11 protein-coding genes are annotated in these 17,614 nt (G+C 31.7%); 1 reads left to right on the top strand and 10 read right to left on the bottom strand.

Translation table 11 applies throughout. The features are described 5' to 3' along the window. Nucleotides 1-23 precede the first annotated feature (23 nt). From Z054_RS0120820 to Z054_RS0120835, 4 genes are all read right to left on the bottom strand, one after another. Nucleotides 24-1,160: an FIST signal transduction protein gene (locus Z054_RS0120820; RefSeq protein WP_024771966.1), complete on the bottom strand. Its 1,137-nt coding sequence runs from the start codon at nucleotides 1,158-1,160 to the stop codon at nucleotides 24-26. A gap of 4 nt (nucleotides 1,161-1,164) precedes the next feature. Then, nucleotides 1,165-2,760: a sensor histidine kinase gene (locus tag Z054_RS0120825; protein WP_024771967.1), complete on the bottom strand. Its 1,596-nt coding sequence runs from the start codon at nucleotides 2,758-2,760 to the stop codon at nucleotides 1,165-1,167. After that, nucleotides 2,753-3,298, bottom strand: coding sequence for a heme NO-binding domain-containing protein (locus tag Z054_RS0120830; protein WP_024771968.1), 546 nt, complete (start codon nucleotides 3,296-3,298; stop codon nucleotides 2,753-2,755). The genes Z054_RS0120825 and Z054_RS0120830 overlap by 8 nt, the downstream gene beginning before the upstream one ends. 260 nt (nucleotides 3,299-3,558) lie before the next feature. Further along, the gene (locus tag Z054_RS0120835; RefSeq protein WP_035092948.1) at nucleotides 3,559-3,966 is read right to left on the bottom strand and encodes a response regulator; all 408 of its coding nucleotides are present in this window, start codon (nucleotides 3,964-3,966) and stop codon (nucleotides 3,559-3,561) included. Nucleotides 3,967-4,252: 286 nt separating this feature from the next. Here Z054_RS0120835 and Z054_RS0120840 point away from each other — a divergent pair, with 286 nt between their 5' ends. Next, entirely contained in the window at nucleotides 4,253-5,998 is a 1,746-nt protein-coding gene (locus Z054_RS0120840) for a phytoene desaturase family protein (RefSeq protein ID WP_024771970.1), read from the top strand. A gap of 84 nt (nucleotides 5,999-6,082) precedes the next feature. On the opposite strand, the gene Z054_RS31090 is transcribed toward Z054_RS0120840, so the two are convergent. From Z054_RS31090 to Z054_RS0120870, 6 genes are all read right to left on the bottom strand, one after another. Continuing rightward, nucleotides 6,083-7,846: a serine hydrolase gene (locus Z054_RS31090; RefSeq protein ID WP_024771971.1), complete on the bottom strand. Its 1,764-nt coding sequence runs from the start codon at nucleotides 7,844-7,846 to the stop codon at nucleotides 6,083-6,085. 332 nt (nucleotides 7,847-8,178) lie between these two features. Beyond that, nucleotides 8,179-9,474, bottom strand: coding sequence for a phenylacetate--CoA ligase family protein (locus Z054_RS0120850; protein WP_024771972.1), 1,296 nt, complete (start codon nucleotides 9,472-9,474; stop codon nucleotides 8,179-8,181). After that, a complete protein-coding gene (locus Z054_RS0120855) occupies nucleotides 9,471-11,147 on the bottom strand; it encodes an acyl-CoA--6-aminopenicillanic acid acyl-transferase (protein WP_024771973.1) in 1,677 nt (558 codons plus the stop codon). The genes Z054_RS0120850 and Z054_RS0120855 overlap by 4 nt, the downstream gene beginning before the upstream one ends. A 46-nt stretch (nucleotides 11,148-11,193) precedes the next feature. After that, nucleotides 11,194-12,732 carry a phytoene desaturase family protein gene (locus tag Z054_RS31385; RefSeq protein ID WP_024771974.1) on the bottom strand — a complete coding sequence of 513 codons (1,539 nt, stop codon included), beginning with the start codon at nucleotides 12,730-12,732 and terminating at the stop codon, nucleotides 11,194-11,196. A 3-nt stretch (nucleotides 12,733-12,735) separates the two neighbouring features. Then, nucleotides 12,736-16,425 carry an MMPL family transporter gene (locus tag Z054_RS0120865; RefSeq protein WP_024771975.1) on the bottom strand — a complete coding sequence of 1,230 codons (3,690 nt, stop codon included), beginning with the start codon at nucleotides 16,423-16,425 and terminating at the stop codon, nucleotides 12,736-12,738. Further along, entirely contained in the window at nucleotides 16,425-17,609 is a 1,185-nt protein-coding gene (locus Z054_RS0120870; RefSeq protein WP_024771976.1) for a DUF2062 domain-containing protein, read from the bottom strand. Before Z054_RS0120870 ends, Z054_RS0120865 begins: the two co-directional genes overlap by 1 nt. Nucleotides 17,610-17,614: the final 5 nt, after the last annotated feature.

The raw sequence follows: 17,614 nt of genomic DNA on the forward strand, positions 1-17,614 counted from the left end.
GTCTGGTCAATAATGAGTGCATACTATTCACTAAATAAAGTTAAAGTCATTGTTTGATTGTGTAACTCACAGTTTGAATTTTTTCCTTCAAAAGGAGATAGTTCGCCATATGAATAAAATCCAGCTACGGTAGCTTGAGCGCCAATAGATTCTATAACTTCTTCTACTTCTTCCTCAACACGTTGATCCATGACTAATTTTCTACCGATACAGCTTACCAATAATGCTAGTTCGGGTTTATGCTTTCTGTCTCTCATTCCTATTTCTGCTGCTTGCAATGCTCCATCTACAATATTATCAATATGTCCCATCATTAATTGAACGACGGCTCCTTCTGGTACATCTCCTGCCAGTGTCATCGTATTGGTTTTCTCATCGATCGATAAAATTGTTCTTACAATAGGCTCTTCTTTATCTTTGGACTTAACACTAAGCGGATATAATAAAGCAGATTGAGGAAGTTCTGCAGCTTTATCACCCAAATATTTTTTGTATAAATCCAGAGCAGGTTGATTGTCTAATTCATATAACACATTCTGATCAGATTTTGTAATAATTCGCTCTGGTCCAAAAGCAGTCCATCCTCCATATTGGGCATAACTAATCTCTAGAGATTCACCATAAAAGGCGATTAATATAACCTCTCCTTCTTTAGGGTTTTCATTATAACCCGATATTGTTTTTTCAAATCTCGAATCGTCACCACAGAGTCCACCCGTTATTGCAACATTGTCGATCATTGTTTCGAGGCCTTCAATTAATGCCGAACCGTTTACAAAACTTCCTTCAGAAATAATGAAAACATGTTTTAAACCTTCTTTTGGTACTTTTTGAATCAGTTTATTTCCTAGTCGTACTGCATCTTTATTATTGTCGATACTATTTTCACGAAATATAACATAAGTACTTTTTTCAAATTCTATGGCAGTTAGTGCTATTGAATCATCAAGAACTTTACCGCCAATAATTTCACCAGCAGTAGAACCGATAACAATTTCTCCATCTGGGAATAGTTTTTTTACGTCATTATAAACTTCTGGGTCTTCTAGTTCATATCGATTTCCGAAAACCAACACTAAAGGGTTTTTTAGTTTTTTTTCTGTTGTTACAACGGCAGTCCATTCTTGATTTTTTCTCTTTTCAAATTGTTGAAATCTCATATGCCTATTTTTTTAATGTGAAGTAAAATGTTGTACCCATACCGAATTCACTTTCCAGCCAAATATCTCCTTCATACAGGTCTATTATTTTTTTAACAATGGCGAGTCCGATTCCCGAAGAATTTTCATTGTCTCCTACAGATTGGAACATTTTAAATATCTTCTCGTGATGTTCTTTTTTTATACCTATACCATTGTCCTTAATTTTAAAGAGGTAATAGGTCTTTTTGTCTTCATAATTGATTTCTATTTTTCCGATTTCTTTATCGTTATAAATTACAGCATTACCAATTAGGTTTTGAAAAAGTTGTTGAATTCTGGTAATGTCACCATTGATTACAGGAAGTTTATTTTTAATAGAAATCGTTATATTTTCTGGTATTAATACAGTATTTTTTATCTCACCAATAAGTATATTAAGATCTATTTCTTTGGTTTGTAGGCCTTCTTTGTTACTTACACTAGAATAACTAAGGATATCATTGATGAGAGTTTCCATTTTTTCCAATGTATTTTCGATCATGGTAAAATGGCGTACCCCGGTTTTATCAAGTGTATCAACATGATCTTCTTTAATCCAGTTTACAAGAGCATTAATACTTCTCAAAGGTGATTTTAGATCATGAGAAACGATATGCGCATAATCCTTAAGTTCCTGATTTGTTTTTTCCAGATTTTTTACGAGTTGATCCCTTTGTTTTTCTACCTCTAGTTGCTCTGTAATATCTTCTACTAGGGCAACCATATATTTAATATTTCCGTTAGGATCTCGTACTGCGGCTACATTGGTTTTTGCCCAGAATGTGGATTTATTTCGTTTTACATACCTCCTATTTATAGAAAAATCATCAATCTCACCAGTATTCATTTTCTCCATATTACTGGCCGAGGCTTCGTATTCATCTTTTAAAGAAATATCTTTGATCTCCATTTGTAGTAGTTCCTCTTGCGTATATCCCAATAAATTCTGGAAAGCTTTATTGGTTTGAAGTATTTTTCCAAATTGAGAAAGAGCAATTCCTAAAGACGAATTTTCAACAATAACAGATAGTTGTTTTTTTTGCTCTTCGAATATTTGTTTTTGTATAAGCTCATCAGTAATGTCCGTTACAATACCTTGTGCTCCAATTGGAGTTTTATTTTTATCAAAAATAAGACTGGCATTGATATGAACGGTACGTACTCCATTATCTTTTGTATATACTCTGGCCTGGTAATTAGAAAAAGAACCTTTGGTGACCAGTTCCTGAAAAGAAACCATGGCATATTTATAATCTTCTTTATAAATAAGTTTTACAACATTTAGTTTTTCTTCTGTAATATCGTATCCAAATAAATTTCTGGCGGCATAATTCATCTCCAGAACATTACCAAAAATATCCATTCGAACATAGGCATCCAGTAAATTATCAAAAACACCTTGTAACTCAGATTCCTTTGTACCAACTTGATCTTCTAGCTTTTCATTGGTATCCTTTAATTCTTGAGTGATTAGATAAAGTTCTCGAGATTTATCTTCAAGAATTTTTTCTGCTTGTTTTCGAGCTAATTTCTCTCTTTGTATAGCTCTTTTTAGTATTTCTATATCATCACTACTCATTTGTTTTCACGATACTAAATTTTACTTCCGTTCCATCTGATGTGAGTTTTTCTAGAGTGATTGTAGCCGTAGCATCAAAATGCTCAAAAGTTTTGCGCATTAATCCAAGTCCAAAGCTGTACATAGCTCTACTGGATTTATAAATCATGACCAGTTTAGAAGCTGTTTTTTCTTGTATTTCAAAAGTGGGAAGTTCTGCATCAGGATATATTTTTCGAACTTCGACATGAATATGATTTTCGATAGAAGATAGCATTTCTATTGGATCGTTGTATTTGTTAATTAAATCGGGGTAACTACTAGCTAGGACAGAAAAAAAATGTTCGGCGTAGGTAAGAAGAAGGTCATCGATACTTAGTTTTGTATGCTCGCTAAGATGCTTTAACAATCCTAGCATTTCAGAAAAATCGTAAGTACCTATAGCAGTATATGCTCCTTGTGAAGGCAGATTAGACTGTTGGATGATTTTGTCAACTACCGCTAACCCGAATTTATCTTCGACTAATTCTAAAAATTCTGTAAATACTATTCCTTTCATTCTTTTAAAAACTTTTTGGTTAGACGCCTTTATACCTCAAAAATACTGTTATGTTGTAGTTTCGAATGATTGTGTGTAATCTTGAAAGAAAACAATATAGGGGTAGTTCTCAGTATTTTAAATTAAATTACTTTAACTCAAACTGATGTTTTCTTTTGGGGTATAAAAACAGATAAGAACTTCTATAATGACAATATATTTACATTAAAAAGAAAATTATTTCATGTCTATATTATTTCTGAAGTTAATAAAGATAACCGTTATACTTTTAAAAGCTCATTAACACTCCAGTATTCAATTAAACATTTTATTTTATGTGTGTATTCTTCATATTTTAATGGTTTAACAATATAACCTGCAGCTCCAATTTTGTAAGACTCTTTAAGATCTTGATGATTATTAGAGGTACTTAAAATGATCACCGGTATGTATTGTAACGATGCATTTGACTTTAACTCCTTCAAAAATTCTAAACCATTCATTTTAGGCATATTTAGATCAAGAAAGATAATATCTGGTTGTTGATCTTTTTGAGCTAAAATATCTAAAGCTTCCTCACCATTTTTGGCCTCTACAATTTTATGCGGATAGCCATTTTTATCTATAACTCTAGCAAATTTTAGTCGTTCTATTTCATCATCATCTATTAATAAAAAAGTCAAACTCATTATTTCAGTGTTTTAAGTTAGGTTAAAAAATGTTCTTTAACAACACTAAAGGTCTCCTTTTTAGGGAGAATTTTATTATTTCTTTCGTTGAAATGCATTTTTAGTGTAGACGAATGGTAATTTTTTGTAGATAAATGGAAGATTGAAAAAACAACAAAATTAGAGTGTAAAATGTGAATTTTATAGAGAAAAGTGGTACTCAGGATAGGTTCATTGATCACTTCTGAAAATATAGTTGTATCATTACAACACAATTAAAAAAATAACCCTTCATTTTATTAAGACAATGCGAGACAACCCTCAAGAAACATCAGATCTAAAATTGAAAAATGAAAATGAAACGGAAATAGATACAATTATTATTGGTTCTGGAGTAGGAGGACTTGCTTCTGCAATTTGTCTTGCTCGTAGTGGTCAACGTGTATTAGTTCTCGAACAACACGATGTGCCTGGAGGGTGGTGCCATAGTTTTTATCTAAATGGGTATCGTTTTACACCTGGAGTGCATTATGTAGGGTTGTTAGATAAAGGGCAATCTACAAGCGAGCTTTATGAAGGATTGGGGATTGCAAATGATCTCGCTTTTTTTAGAATGAATACACAAGCATACGAACATTGCTGGATTGGTGATGAGCGTTTTGATTATCCTGCTAATTTTGATGAATTATGTGACTCATTATCACAACGTTTTCCAGAAGAAAAGAAGAATATTAAAAAATACCTCACTATGGTTCGTACAGTGAGTCGACAAATACAATTAATTCCTAAAATAAAAGGTTTTTGGGATCACGTTACTATTCCTTTTCGAACAAAATACATGGGGAAATATGCATTATTTAGCTTAAAAAAGGTGATCGGTTGGTATCTCAAAAACCCATTACTCAAAACGATACTTAATATACAATATGGTGATCATGGATTACCACCGGGTAAGGCAAGTTTTCCACTGCATTGTGCAGTAATGGATCATTATTTTGACGGTGGTTTTTATCCCATGGGCGGTGGCGGAGCTATAGTAAAGGCAATGACTAATGCAATCAAAAAACATGGTAGTGAAGTACGTACCGGTCAAAGTGTGAAACGTATTTTGGTAGAAGGAGAAAAGAAAAAACGAGCTATTGGAGTCGAGCTCGAAAACGGAGAGAAAATTCTTGCCAAAAGGGTGATCTCTAACGCAGATCCGGGAAAAACCTATTTAGATATGGTAGGTCGTGATAATATAAGCCGTAAATTATTAAAGAAACTTAATAAAACAAAATATTCGTGTACATCACTTATGCTGTTTTTGACTGTGGATATGGATCTTCGAAAAGCAGGATTGGATTCTGGTAATATTTGGATGATGCCCAAAAATGCAGATATGGATGAGCAATTTGCAGAGATGCAAAGAATTGATATTGAAGAAGGCGATGAATTTGCTGGTCTTTTTATAAGTTGTACAACTCTTAAAGATCCTATAAGTTATGATGGCCGATATCATACTATGGAAGTAATTACTTATATTAATTATAAGGCTTTTGAAAGATTTGAAAATGAGAATAAAGAACGCTCTCCAGAATATCTGCAATTCAAAGAAAAATTGACTCAAAAGTTTGTGAATAGCTTGGAAAAAGTAGTTCCTGGGATTAGTGACCATATTGTACAAAAAGAATTAGGAACTCCGATTACCAACGAGTACTATATAAATTCTACCGATGGTTGTGTGTACGGTACCGAAAAAAGTTTACGTCATATTGGTCCTTTAGCATATAAACCAAAAAGTGAGATCGAGAATTTATACCTCTGTGGTGCTAGTATTGCATCTCATGGAGTAGCAGGAGCAAGTTATTCTGGAGTTCAGACAGCTGCACTAATTCTCAAATGTAGACAAGATGATCTTATACAACCAGATGTGGATCTAAATCAGGATGTTCGTATTTATGATGCCGAAGATTCTTCTGATTATCCAGACTGGATGCTTCGTAAAATAGAAGTTAAAAAATCACGTTTGGCTACCGATGATAATAGATTCTCTTCTGTTAAAGAAAAGTAATCTCTACTTGATATATTAACGTTATCCTATTAGATTATAAAACCTAATTGGGATAACGTTATTACTTACTTGCTTTTTTATTCTTTACTTTTCATCATAAGGGATATAATCTTCCCAATACCATGGTGTATACGTATCTGCAATTGATATTTCTAATAGCTCTTTAAAAATACTTTCTCCATTATCACTATTGGTCATTATCATTATACCCTTTTGTGCTTCTGGAAATATAATTGAATAATGCTGAAATCCATTGCCATGGCATTCTTTAAACGCTCCAAAACCATAAGGAGTTTTCAAAATACCCCAACCTAATCCATAACTTAACTCAATAGGATCATTTTGTGTAGAATCTTTTAGAGCTAGTGGTCCAAATTGCTTGATAGAATGAATTCTAAACTGTGGTTTAAACAGTTCATTCCAAGAGTTTCGTGTGATAATTTTTTGTTGTAATACGGCTTTAAGAAACTTCGAATAATCTTCTGGAGTAGTTTCTAATGTACTACCTCCTCTTGGCTCATTGTCTATATCTTTTTTAAAACGCTCACTTGTGATAGTATGACCATATGCAAAGTTATCTTCAAATAATGGTGACCATTGGTAACTAGAGCGACTCATGTTTAATGGTTCGAAAATTAATTCCTGCGCTAATTCCTCCAGATTCTTTCCCAGTATTTTCTCTAATACGACTTGCAGGTAAATAAATCCTTCTCCAGAATAACTATACCTGCTTCCTGGTTCACGGTTTACACGCAGTTGATAATACGATTCCATCCACCGGGAATTAGCAAAACCTGTAGTGTGTGTCAAACACATACGAGCCGTTATTTTATGATATAGGCTATCGTTTTTTAAGGCAGAAAAATCATCATGCCAACGTGTAAGTGGTTTGTACTCGTATATTTTTTTGGGTAAATAAGACTCTAAAGCTGTGTCGAGATCAATAACACCATCTTCTACCAATTTCATTACGAGTACTCCAAAAACTGCTTTACTAAAAGAACCTCCATAGATATTAGTAGAATCATTTAGAGCTAATTTTTTATCATAATCTTTATACCCAAAGGCCTTCTGATATGTAACTTCATTGTCATTAAAAATAGTAACTGCAATCCCAGGTATATTTGCCTTTTTGATGAGTCGATTAATTTTAATTGTTAATGAATCTTTAGCTATTTCGGTTCCATCTAAACGTATAATATTTTGTGCTTTCGCTTGAGTGCAACTTGTGAACCACATAGTGCTTGTCAATAGTAATACTATCATTTTTTTAGGTATAGCTTTTTTAGTACTGCTTATAAACGGAAATGATAATGGGTAATAACATTTTTGTGAATTAACGACTCTTACTATATTAAATAACATGCAAATTATACTAAATGGGATTACAGATATAAACAAGAAAAACCCCCATTTCTCAATAGTTACAAGGGCAACTAGTGATAGTAAGTATAGTATACTCATCGTTATCTGAAAATTAATAATTTTTATACCATGACTGTTGTATAGCTCATTATCTTCTCTCTTATGAATCCAAATAAATAAAGGAAGAAGTATATTTGCAAGTGGTATTATAAAGCCTAAAAAAGGAGTGCTATGTAATAATATTAACCATTTTTTCTGTATCGTTTCTTCTTTTGGGTTTTCTAATATCAATAAATCATTCACTTCAATATCCAATGCAGTAGCTAACAATTTTACAGTTTGAAGATGTGGAGTTACATCTCCTTTTTCTATACGCTGGATAGTACGAATTGTAACTTGTGTTTTCTCTGATAATTCTTCTTGAGTATACCCTTTTAATTTTCGTTGATACACTAAGTTTTTAGCAATTGATTGGGTTTCCATAATTATATTTTTGTTTGATACAAAGCTATGGAGAGCTCCTTGTTGTTGTAACGACATTTAGATGTCACCTATCTGTCATTTATCTATTTTATCTAGATAGATCCTATTTTCTTCTATAGTAATGTTGATTTACTACTTAGTCACCCTATAGATTAATAGTTTTCTTCTTATGAGAAATCAAAACACAACACTCTACAACACCATTATGATTTTATACAGGATATGTTGTAGCCATTATGAGTATCTTATTGTTTGTCGAAGATAGCTAAAATCAATCTAGAGATTGCAAGATTTCTTTGGAGGTAGGAGTACTCCATAAATCAGAAAAGACATTATTCCATTTCCCTTTTATCAATAACAATTACAGGTTTCCTGCTTAGCTTAGGAAATTGAAGTTTCTGAATATCTTTTTTATCGTGAAATTCAATTTTTGGAGATACTCTTAACTTTGCTCTAAAATGATCTTTTATATCATGAAGTAATTCTTCTGTAGGGGTTTTTGTAACTATTTTAATTAAAATTTCGTCTGTACCTATTGTATTATGAAAAATTTCGATGATATAATTCTCTACCTCATTAAAATCATTGAGAATATTATCCATGGCGGGAGGGTATAAGGTTGTTCCTTTATACTTGATCATCTGTTTTTTTCTTCCTACTACTGGCCCCAAACGCATTGTATTGCGCCCACATGCACAACTTGAAGTATGTGCCTTGATCATATCTCCTGTTTTAAATCGCAATAAAGGCATTGCTTCTACTCCTAAAGTAGTAACGGTAAGTTCTCCTACCTCACCAGGAGAAACAGGGCTGTTGTTGTCGTCTAGAATCTCTGCAATAATAAGCTCTGGATGATGATGCCCACCTTGTTGCTCGCTACACTCTGTAAAAGCGGTATTCATTTCTGTAGATGCATAGGTAGAGTATAATTCGATGTTCCAGGTGTCTTTTATGTTTTTTGCAAGTGTGTTTAACGAAAAATCTTGATTTCTAAGAGATTCTCCTATACAAATAGCGCCTTTTATCCCAGAAGCATTGAGGTCAATATCGTGTTCTTTGGCATATTTAATTAGTTTCAATAAAAATGAGGGAACTACGATTAGGTAGGTAGGTTTAAATTTTAAAATAGAATCCCATTGTAATTCAGGGATTCCAGCTCCTACGCGTATGATTCCTGCTCCTAATTCTCGAGCGCCCAGGAAATAGGCTAGTCCCGCCATAAAACGCCTATCGATGGTTGTCATTAATTGCATTACATCTTCCTTTTGCACACCAGCACAGGCAAAAGAAATTGCTTCGTTATAAGCTAGCCTTTTTAAATCATTATCTGTTAATGCAAAAGTAACAGGTTCTCCCAAAGTTCCCGAAGTAGTAACATAATCTATGATTTCGCTTTTTGGTACGCAGATAAAATCATCATTAAACTGTTGCAATTGCTCTTTGGTAGTAACTGGTATTTTTACTAAATCCTCTAGTGTATTAATCGTCGAAGGAAGAATATTATGCTTTGCAAAAACACTTTGATAATAAGTAGAATGCGTATCTAAATAAGATATTAATTTCTTTAATTCTTGCTCTTGTACTTTTTTGATCTGAGCCAACGATGCTTTTTCTATTTCAGGAATCATTGTTTTAATTTCCTTTTTAATTTTTTAATATACAAATCGATTTCACGTTTGTCGGGAACTGTCGTAATTTCTTTTTTACTTGCCTCCTCAAAAGCATGTAATGCCGCGGTATAATATTTTTTTTCGTAATAATATTTACCAATTAAATAGTATACTTCCCAATACTCTGGATTGGTCTTCTGAAAATCTCCAATAAAAGAAGGATCCAACATTTTTTTGTTGTCAATTGCTATTTGAATCTCCTTACTTAATCGCCTGTAGTTTTCATAATCTTTATATGCCTTAGTAAATTGAAAAGAGTCTTTTTCAATATTTAATTCAGATTGAGATAATGCTGCCTTTGTCTGTCTTTTATTAAAAATATCATTGAGATTATAGGCAACAAATTCTCCTAATTGATATGGGCTTGATGATACCCAAACCATACGATCTTCTGGTTTAAAAACAATACCATGATGCGCTAATAATTGATTTAAAGCTTTTTCATTACCGTATCCAATCTGTTTGTTGTTTAATCCTTCTTTATTTCTTAGAATATCAACAGCAATTTGTGGTGTTACTTTTGGTTGTTGTTGCAATAGCTCCTGCATTCTTTTATAACGATATTGAGAATGACTTTCTGCGATATGTTTTATATTGTTTTGATCATCAGAATAAGCCTCACTTTGAAAATGATTAGAACAAATTAATTGATTAGAGTTAGAGACTTCATAAACACCAAAGTTTTTGGGAGAAACCTCAATAGTAATTGCCTTTTTATCTTTTGCGCTTCCTATAAATATTGATTCAGATACAAAAACTTCTCGTTTTTTTGCTATTGCTATTGCTTCATCTATTGTTGAAGCATATTGTAAAATCTCACGGGCCAAAATTGAAATTGGTGTTTTTGCTAATAAAGGGATCTTGGATTTTCCTGCATTTATAGTTATTGTAAGTCCATGTTCGTTCATTCCCGAAACCACACCAATCATTCCTCCCCAGGTTACAGACATAAATTTATGGCCTTCTGTTGGACTTACAAAAGCAATGATTTTATCTTTGGCAAAGTCATCACCAGCATAAAAATCAAAATTCCTACCAATGATCAAATCACCATCTACAGTTTTTTCTCCCCAGGCGGCAAATGAAGAGCACCCTACTAATGCTAAATCTTGCAAAGCATGCCCTATATCATGCGCACCATGAAGGTATAGTATTCTTAGATAGTTCTCTGCTATATGATTATAATCGTTTGATGCATATTTTGAAAGTCCGTATATTTCTGCTTTATACTCTGCAGGAATGTGTAAATACATTTTCCTATTATACCAGGCTACAACTTTTCTTAATAAATATTGTTTTGTTTTTGAAGGCACTAATTCTCCAACCTTAGATAGAAAAGCATGTTCTTGCTTTTTAAATAATTCTTGTGTTAGACTCCCGGTTTGTAAGCCTATTTGCAAAGGATCTCCTTCTACATAAAGTTCCCATAAACCTTGTTTGTTTTTACTAAGAAAACTATTCCCGATAGTAAAAACAGAATCCGAAACTTTAATTCTTTCTTCAATAGAAGAAGAATAGGCACTAACATCAGGAATATCCTTTATAGATCTAGAAACGCCACACGACATTAATAGAAAAAGGAGTGCAAAAAAGCACAGCCATTTTGTACAACAAGATGTTTTTGAGAACATACTTCTTTGTTTTTTAGATGCTCGTTATTTTAATTTTTCCCATTGCCTAAATAGTTTTTTGTTCTTTATTGGCTTCCAGTATTTTATCAAGTAAATAATCTTTACCGATTATTTCTGAGCAAGTAGTGACTGCACTAATAGTGACTCCTAAAATACCATGCATATTTAAACTCTGGCCAGTAAACATTAAGTTTTTAATTTTGGTTTTTGGAGATAAAAAAGAGTGCATAGGTTTATTAACATCTTTGACATAACCATACATCGATCCTTCATTACTACCGATATAATCTCTGTAGGATAATGGTGTTGAAGTGTATGTTTCTTGAATACAATCTCTTATATTCGGAAATTTTTTCTCTAATGCATTAATAATTTTTTCAGCTTTTTCAGCTTTAAATTCTTCATAGGTTTGTCCTCTTTCATTTTTATTAGCTACCGTATTAAATGTGTTTTCCCAAGGTTCAACTTCTTCATAACGCATATATGTCATTACAGCAATACTATCACCATATTCATCTGTGTTTTTATTAATCCCCATAGTCATCATATATCCTTCTGGCCAACTTTCCTGTGTATAACTTTGTGTATCCCAAACCCTATCTGGATGATTAAAATGATAGAAGTTTTTGTTTTGATAAGCAAAAGTGTTAGGTTTTAATACGATATATAATGTAAAAGCGGCGATTGTGCTTTCAATCTTATGTACTCGATTGGCATATGATTTTCTAAATTTATCCTCTCCTGCTAATTTTAAAGTGAGTTTTGGCTCAATATTAGAAATAAACAAATCTCCTTTTATTTCTTTACCATTTTTACAGGTAACAGAACTGATTTTACCATCATCAAATCCAAATTTAGTAACCTCATGGTGTTTGTATGTTTCACCACCATATTCTTTTAATCTTTTAATTAAAACTTTTGTAATCTGGCTCCCTCCATTTATACACCGATATGAACTTTCGATATATGAGTTAATACATAAAGCGTGTACATAAAAAGGAGTACGATCACTATCCCCGGCATATAAATAATTTGTTCCTGCAAGAACTCCTTGTAGTTTTTTGTTATCTGTAAGGGAATTGATATAAGATTTTGCATTGAGACCAAAAATTTCAGTATCATCAAAGTAAGGTTTACCTTGTTTTAGCTGGTAAAGCGGAAATTTAAGACATGTTTCTTTTAATTTATCACAATAGGTTATAATGGCTTCTTCCTCTTCTGGGAATTGATCTACTAAAATTTTTATGAAATTTTCATATCCTTGAGCATGTTTGTATTCTTTTTCATCACCTTCAAAAGTTATGATATCAAAACCGTCTTCATCTAGTTTTTTTAATTTTAAGTCATCAACGATATTAATGTATTTAAAATATTGATATAGGTTTTGTCCTTTAGAAAGGCCGCCAATATAGTGTACTCCTGTATCAAAAATAGTTTTATCCCTTACAAAGGTTTGTAAATTTCCTCCATACTGATTGTTTTTTTCTAACACACATACACTATAGCCTTCTTTGGCTAAAATGATAGCAGAAACCAAACCACCCAAACCACTTCCGATAATTACAATATCATAATGCTCTTTCATTCTTTAATTTTCTTTGTTTTTTAAAATAACCAGATTATTCTTTTGGTGATCGATCTCGAATCCCAAATTAGTAATTATCTGTGTATGTATATTTTGACCTTCTTTTAGTAAAATTAACAGATTAATTTTACTGCTTAGTACCTTTTCTAATTCATTTTGTGTAATTGTAGCTAAATTTATAATAAGAACACTTGCATCATATGCCATTGTTTCTTCTAAATTATCGACACAAATAATTTTACTATGATTATTAGTAATATAGCTGTTTTTAACAATATCCCTAGTGTTTTTGTTTTCTATATAATTAATAATCTTTCTGTCTGGACTATCTAGAGATAATAGGAAATCTAATTGACCAGAATCTTTTGAAATATGAAGTATAGTTTCTTTTTTTCCGACTGTGTCTATAATTATTTTATAAATTTCTTTATTAATTTTTAGATCGTTTAGTACTTCTTTATATAGAGAGTCACCTTTGTATCGGTATTCTTCAAGAATAATATTATTAAAGTAGGCATCATGTTCTATCTCATTTCTAAGTTTTCCAAATTCACTTTTAAAATACGCCCCGATTTGCTTTGTCTTTCTAGCATAGTTTTCGCCAAAACTAGTATCGTTTGCTTTTATTCTATCGAGTATTTTGATAGTTATACTACCATCTTTAATAATAAAACTTCCTTTTGGGAGCACTTCGGAATTTCCGTGAATAAGTATCGGAATGATGTCTAACCCAAATTGCTCTGCAAGATAAAATGCTCCTTTGTGAAATCGTTTAATTTTATTGGTATTAGATCTTGTCCCTTCAGGAAAGGCAATAAGAGAGTAGCCTTGATCAACTTTCTTCTTTAAATGATCTAATCCATTCTCTATACCACTAGACACTGGATAAAAACCTGCTAATTGAACTGCTTTTCCAAAAACAGGAGAGTTGTACACCCAATCATTTACCAGGAAAATAATTTTTGGATATAACATTCCTATTGCCAAGATGTCTAAAAATGAAGTATGATTAGCAATGATAACCCCTGGTTTTTCGAAGGTTTCATTACTTTGATTAATGATTTTTTTACGTACAAAAGGGTTTGTATATAGTACTGATCCCATAAATTTTGACATTATTTTATGAAACCATTTCATTTTCATTTTTTTAGGTAACGGGATAATTTTTATCAGAAATACACTAAATAATGAAAGTAGTAAGCCTCCTATACCATAATAACAAAAAGAAAGAACAGAATGTATAAATAACCTAAGTGTTATCGGTCTTTTTGTTTTACTTCCAATAAAAAGTCTAAATAATTGAGGTTGAATTGTAAATGAAATAACAATTGCAGATAATATGCCGATAATAGAAAGTAATGATATCGTATATAGCGCAGGGTGTTTAGCAAATATTAAAACACCTACTCCCAAAATAGTAGTGATAACAGATAAAATAATTGATGTTTTATGAGTTGCTAATGCTTTTTCCCCGGTTCTATATTCATGTAGTAACCCATTAGTCATAAAAATACTATAGTCAATCCCAAGACCAAAAATAAAAGTTGAAATTATAATATTAAAGATGTTAAACTCTAATGAAAATAATCCCATTATACCAATTGTTAGCAACCATGTGATCGCTATAGGAATACTTGTCACTAGGGTAAGAGATAAACTTCTATAAAATAATAAAAGGATAAGCAGCACAACAATTAATGAGTAACCTACTAGTTTGTTAAAGTCATTTTTTAGATTCCCTAAAAAAGTTTCATTCATATGTTTCCTGTCAATAACAATAGTTTGAGGCTGATCTTTAAAAATATCAACTATATGTTGCGCATTTTCATCTTTTACCTTAACGAGTGTTGTTGCAGTGATGAAATCATCTTTTGTTGTTATATAATCTGCAATAGAAATTGTTTTTAAAGCATTATAATCTGTAATTTTAAGAGGCTTGAAATTCGATTCTAAGAGGGTGTAAAAAGCATTAAAACTATTAGGTTTAAAACCTAATTTGTTTCCGCTTTCAATAAGATTAGCTTTTGTATCTGCTATGGTATTAGTGTTCCAGAAAGAATTCCATCTCGAAATTCTTTCTTTTTGAGCTTTTTCTGAATAAATTAAAGATCCAATCGAGCTAAAATCAATTACTTTTCCTTCAGCTTTTAGTATTTGTAGCTTTTCGAAAATCTTGTCATTTATTTGTAAAGCACCTTGCTCCGAATCTTCATAGGCTGCCAGATAAATTGATTTTGAAGCAATATTAGTCAGAGCATCTAATCTTAATTGTGCATCTTTTAGCTCTTGTGGCTCAAAGTTTAGCTTAGAAATGTCATTATTAAACTGTACTTTATTATAGGTAAACAAGCTTACAATTAGTAACAACGTTAATACTATAATTGCCCATTTGTTTTTATGTAAAGGATATTGAGCGGCATTATCGATTAATGTTGTTTTTGGCTTTTTTTGAGAAGTGCTTTTATATACTTGAGGTATAAAAATTAATGCGAAAAAAGAGGACCCGACAACGCTAATTGCTGCAAAAATACCTAAATCTTGAAGGGCTTGTGATTCTAAAAATAATAAACATAAAAATGCTAAAGCTGTTGTTAAACTACTCATTAAAACCGGAGTAGTGATTTCTTTGTAAACAGCTTTTATATTGGTAGTACTTCTTATATGTGTTAGAATATGAAGTGAATAATCCAAAGTAACCCCTAGCAGTACAGAGCCAATACCCAGGGATATTGCAGAAATTTTTACGCGAATTAAATACAATAAAGCAATAGCTAATAACCCTCCGAAAATTGTTGGAACAAATAAAATAATCGGAATAGTAATTTTTCTATAAAAGAAGATAAGTATGATCAATAAAATAGTAATAGCAATACTAATGGTTAGTTGGATATCGCGTTTTATTTGCTTAGCATTTGCTACAGCGATTAAAGCACCTCCAAAATATTCACTTTGTACTTTATCTTTAAAAAGACCATTGAGTTGATTGTTTATTAGATAAAGATCTTCTACAAACGCAGCATTCTTGGCTGTTTCGCTAGATTTTAATTTAGGAGTTATAAATAATAGAACATGATTTTGATCTTTACTAAGTAAAAAACCATTGTGCAATGTGAAATCATCACCAAAACTAAGTTGCTGTAATTTTTTTAAGGCAATAAATGATAACCCCAAGGGGTCCTTTAAAATATTATCTTTTGCAATGATTCCTGTAGGAGAAACTAAAGTTTTATAATTACTATTTGTGATAGCCTCAACACTATCTTTTTGAATTTTATTTTTAATGTCTTTATAATCATTTTCTTGTAAAAAAAGAGGAAGATTTTTGTACACAAAATCCAAAGTGTTAAAAATATCTTCTTCTTCGACCTTACCTTGGATTTGGGTAATGTGCTTACCAGATCTTAGAGTAACGCTATCAATAAATTGTGCTGCATACTGAGTGATATCATCAACCGATCCTCCCGGTTGACGTGTGATATTTACTATAATTTTATCGGCAAAATTTACTGATTTTAATACTTTTTGAATCTCAGAAGTTTTATCATTTGTAGGAATCAATTTGGTGATATCTTCTTCAAATTGAATTTTTGAAGCTATAAATAATAAACCCGAAATAATGAGTACAAATATTCCAAAGCTTGCAACTTTTTTGGAAACAATAGATGTATATAAACTATAAAAAAAGTTATCCATTATGATGCATTATTTTTTTTATAAAAAATGATAAGAAATACATATGCCAAAATCCCTATAGTAAAAGCAGAAATTATGGCTAAGGTAAAACTACCTACAATATAGGTTTTTAGACTTTTTATCATTTCAAAATTTTCACCAATATTGGTAAATGATGGTTGAGATTCTCCTAAAACAAAACTACCGACTTTTAAACTCATAAAAACGATAAAAGGAATGAAAGGGGGCAAACTTACATTAGAAAAAGCAAAAGCAATTACCTTATTTAGTTTTAAAACGACAGCTAAAAAGAGCACGAGTACTGTATGAAACCCCCATAGAGGTGACACCCCTATGAAAACTCCCAGAGCTACCGATAATGCCTTTTTTTGTGGGGAATCCTGACTTTCTAAGAAATCTTCAAAAAAGAAACGTTTTACTCCTTTTTTTTTAACTTTCCGGAATAAATTTCTCGGCTTTATATATAAAAAAGCCACCGTAACCAACCAGGTATTAAGAATACTTATTCGGGTAAAATCTTTAAAAGGCCTAAAATGTGATACCCGTTCGGTTTCATCATATAATACTTGTATTGGAATATTTTTTACAATTACATCACTCCAGGCTGCTTTTACAATAACTTCTATTTCAAATTCAAATTTTGAAGTATAAAAATTCAATTTTGCTAATTCTTCTAGTGGATATAATCTATACCCAGATTGTGTGTCCTGAAGTTTTGTACCGGTTTCTACCCAAAACCAAAAGTTAGAAAACTTATTTCCGAAACTACTTTTTTTAGGAACGCTTTCCTGGCTCATATTTCTGGCACCAATGAGTAAGATATTTTTATTTTCTGATTTTTCTAAAGCTGTAATAAAAGCTGGAATATCTTCAGGAAAATGCTGCCCATCAGAATCTATCGTAATTGCATACTTAAAACCTTGTTTTTGTGCAGATACAAACCCAACACGTAAAGCATTACCTTTTCCTTTATTTTTTGGCAGATGGATTTGTTGAACTTGAGGATATTCTTTTAATATCTCCTGAGTAGTATCTGTGGCCCCATCGTTTACAATAATAATATTTTTAGTGTAAAGTAATACACCATCTATAACCCGTCGTAATGTTTTGCAATTATTATAGGTAGGAATTATTACACATACGTTGAATAGGTCGATTTTTTGTTTTGTAAACTCTTTTATCACTCAAT

This window comes from Aquimarina macrocephali JAMB N27, assembly GCF_000520995.1.
GTDB lineage: Bacteria > Bacteroidota > Bacteroidia > Flavobacteriales > Flavobacteriaceae > Aquimarina > Aquimarina macrocephali.

Coding starts and splice junctions, on each gene's coding strand:
- Z054_RS0120820 (WP_024771966.1), bottom strand. CDS start 1,160: ATGAGATTTCAACAATTTGAAAAGAGAAAAAATCAAGAATGGACTGCC.
- Z054_RS0120825 (WP_024771967.1), bottom strand. CDS start 2,760: ATGAGTAGTGATGATATAGAAATACTAAAAAGAGCTATACAAAGAGAG.
- Z054_RS0120830 (WP_024771968.1), bottom strand. CDS start 3,298: ATGAAAGGAATAGTATTTACAGAATTTTTAGAATTAGTCGAAGATAAA.
- Z054_RS0120835 (WP_035092948.1), bottom strand. CDS start 3,966: ATGAGTTTGACTTTTTTATTAATAGATGATGATGAAATAGAACGACTA.
- Z054_RS0120840 (WP_024771970.1), top strand. CDS start 4,253: ATGCGAGACAACCCTCAAGAAACATCAGATCTAAAATTGAAAAATGAA.
- Z054_RS31090 (WP_024771971.1), bottom strand. CDS start 7,846: ATGGAAACCCAATCAATTGCTAAAAACTTAGTGTATCAACGAAAATTA.
- Z054_RS0120850 (WP_024771972.1), bottom strand. CDS start 9,474: ATGATTCCTGAAATAGAAAAAGCATCGTTGGCTCAGATCAAAAAAGTA.
- Z054_RS0120855 (WP_024771973.1), bottom strand. CDS start 11,147: ATGTTCTCAAAAACATCTTGTTGTACAAAATGGCTGTGCTTTTTTGCA.
- Z054_RS31385 (WP_024771974.1), bottom strand. CDS start 12,732: ATGAAAGAGCATTATGATATTGTAATTATCGGAAGTGGTTTGGGTGGT.
- Z054_RS0120865 (WP_024771975.1), bottom strand. CDS start 16,425: ATGGATAACTTTTTTTATAGTTTATATACATCTATTGTTTCCAAAAAA.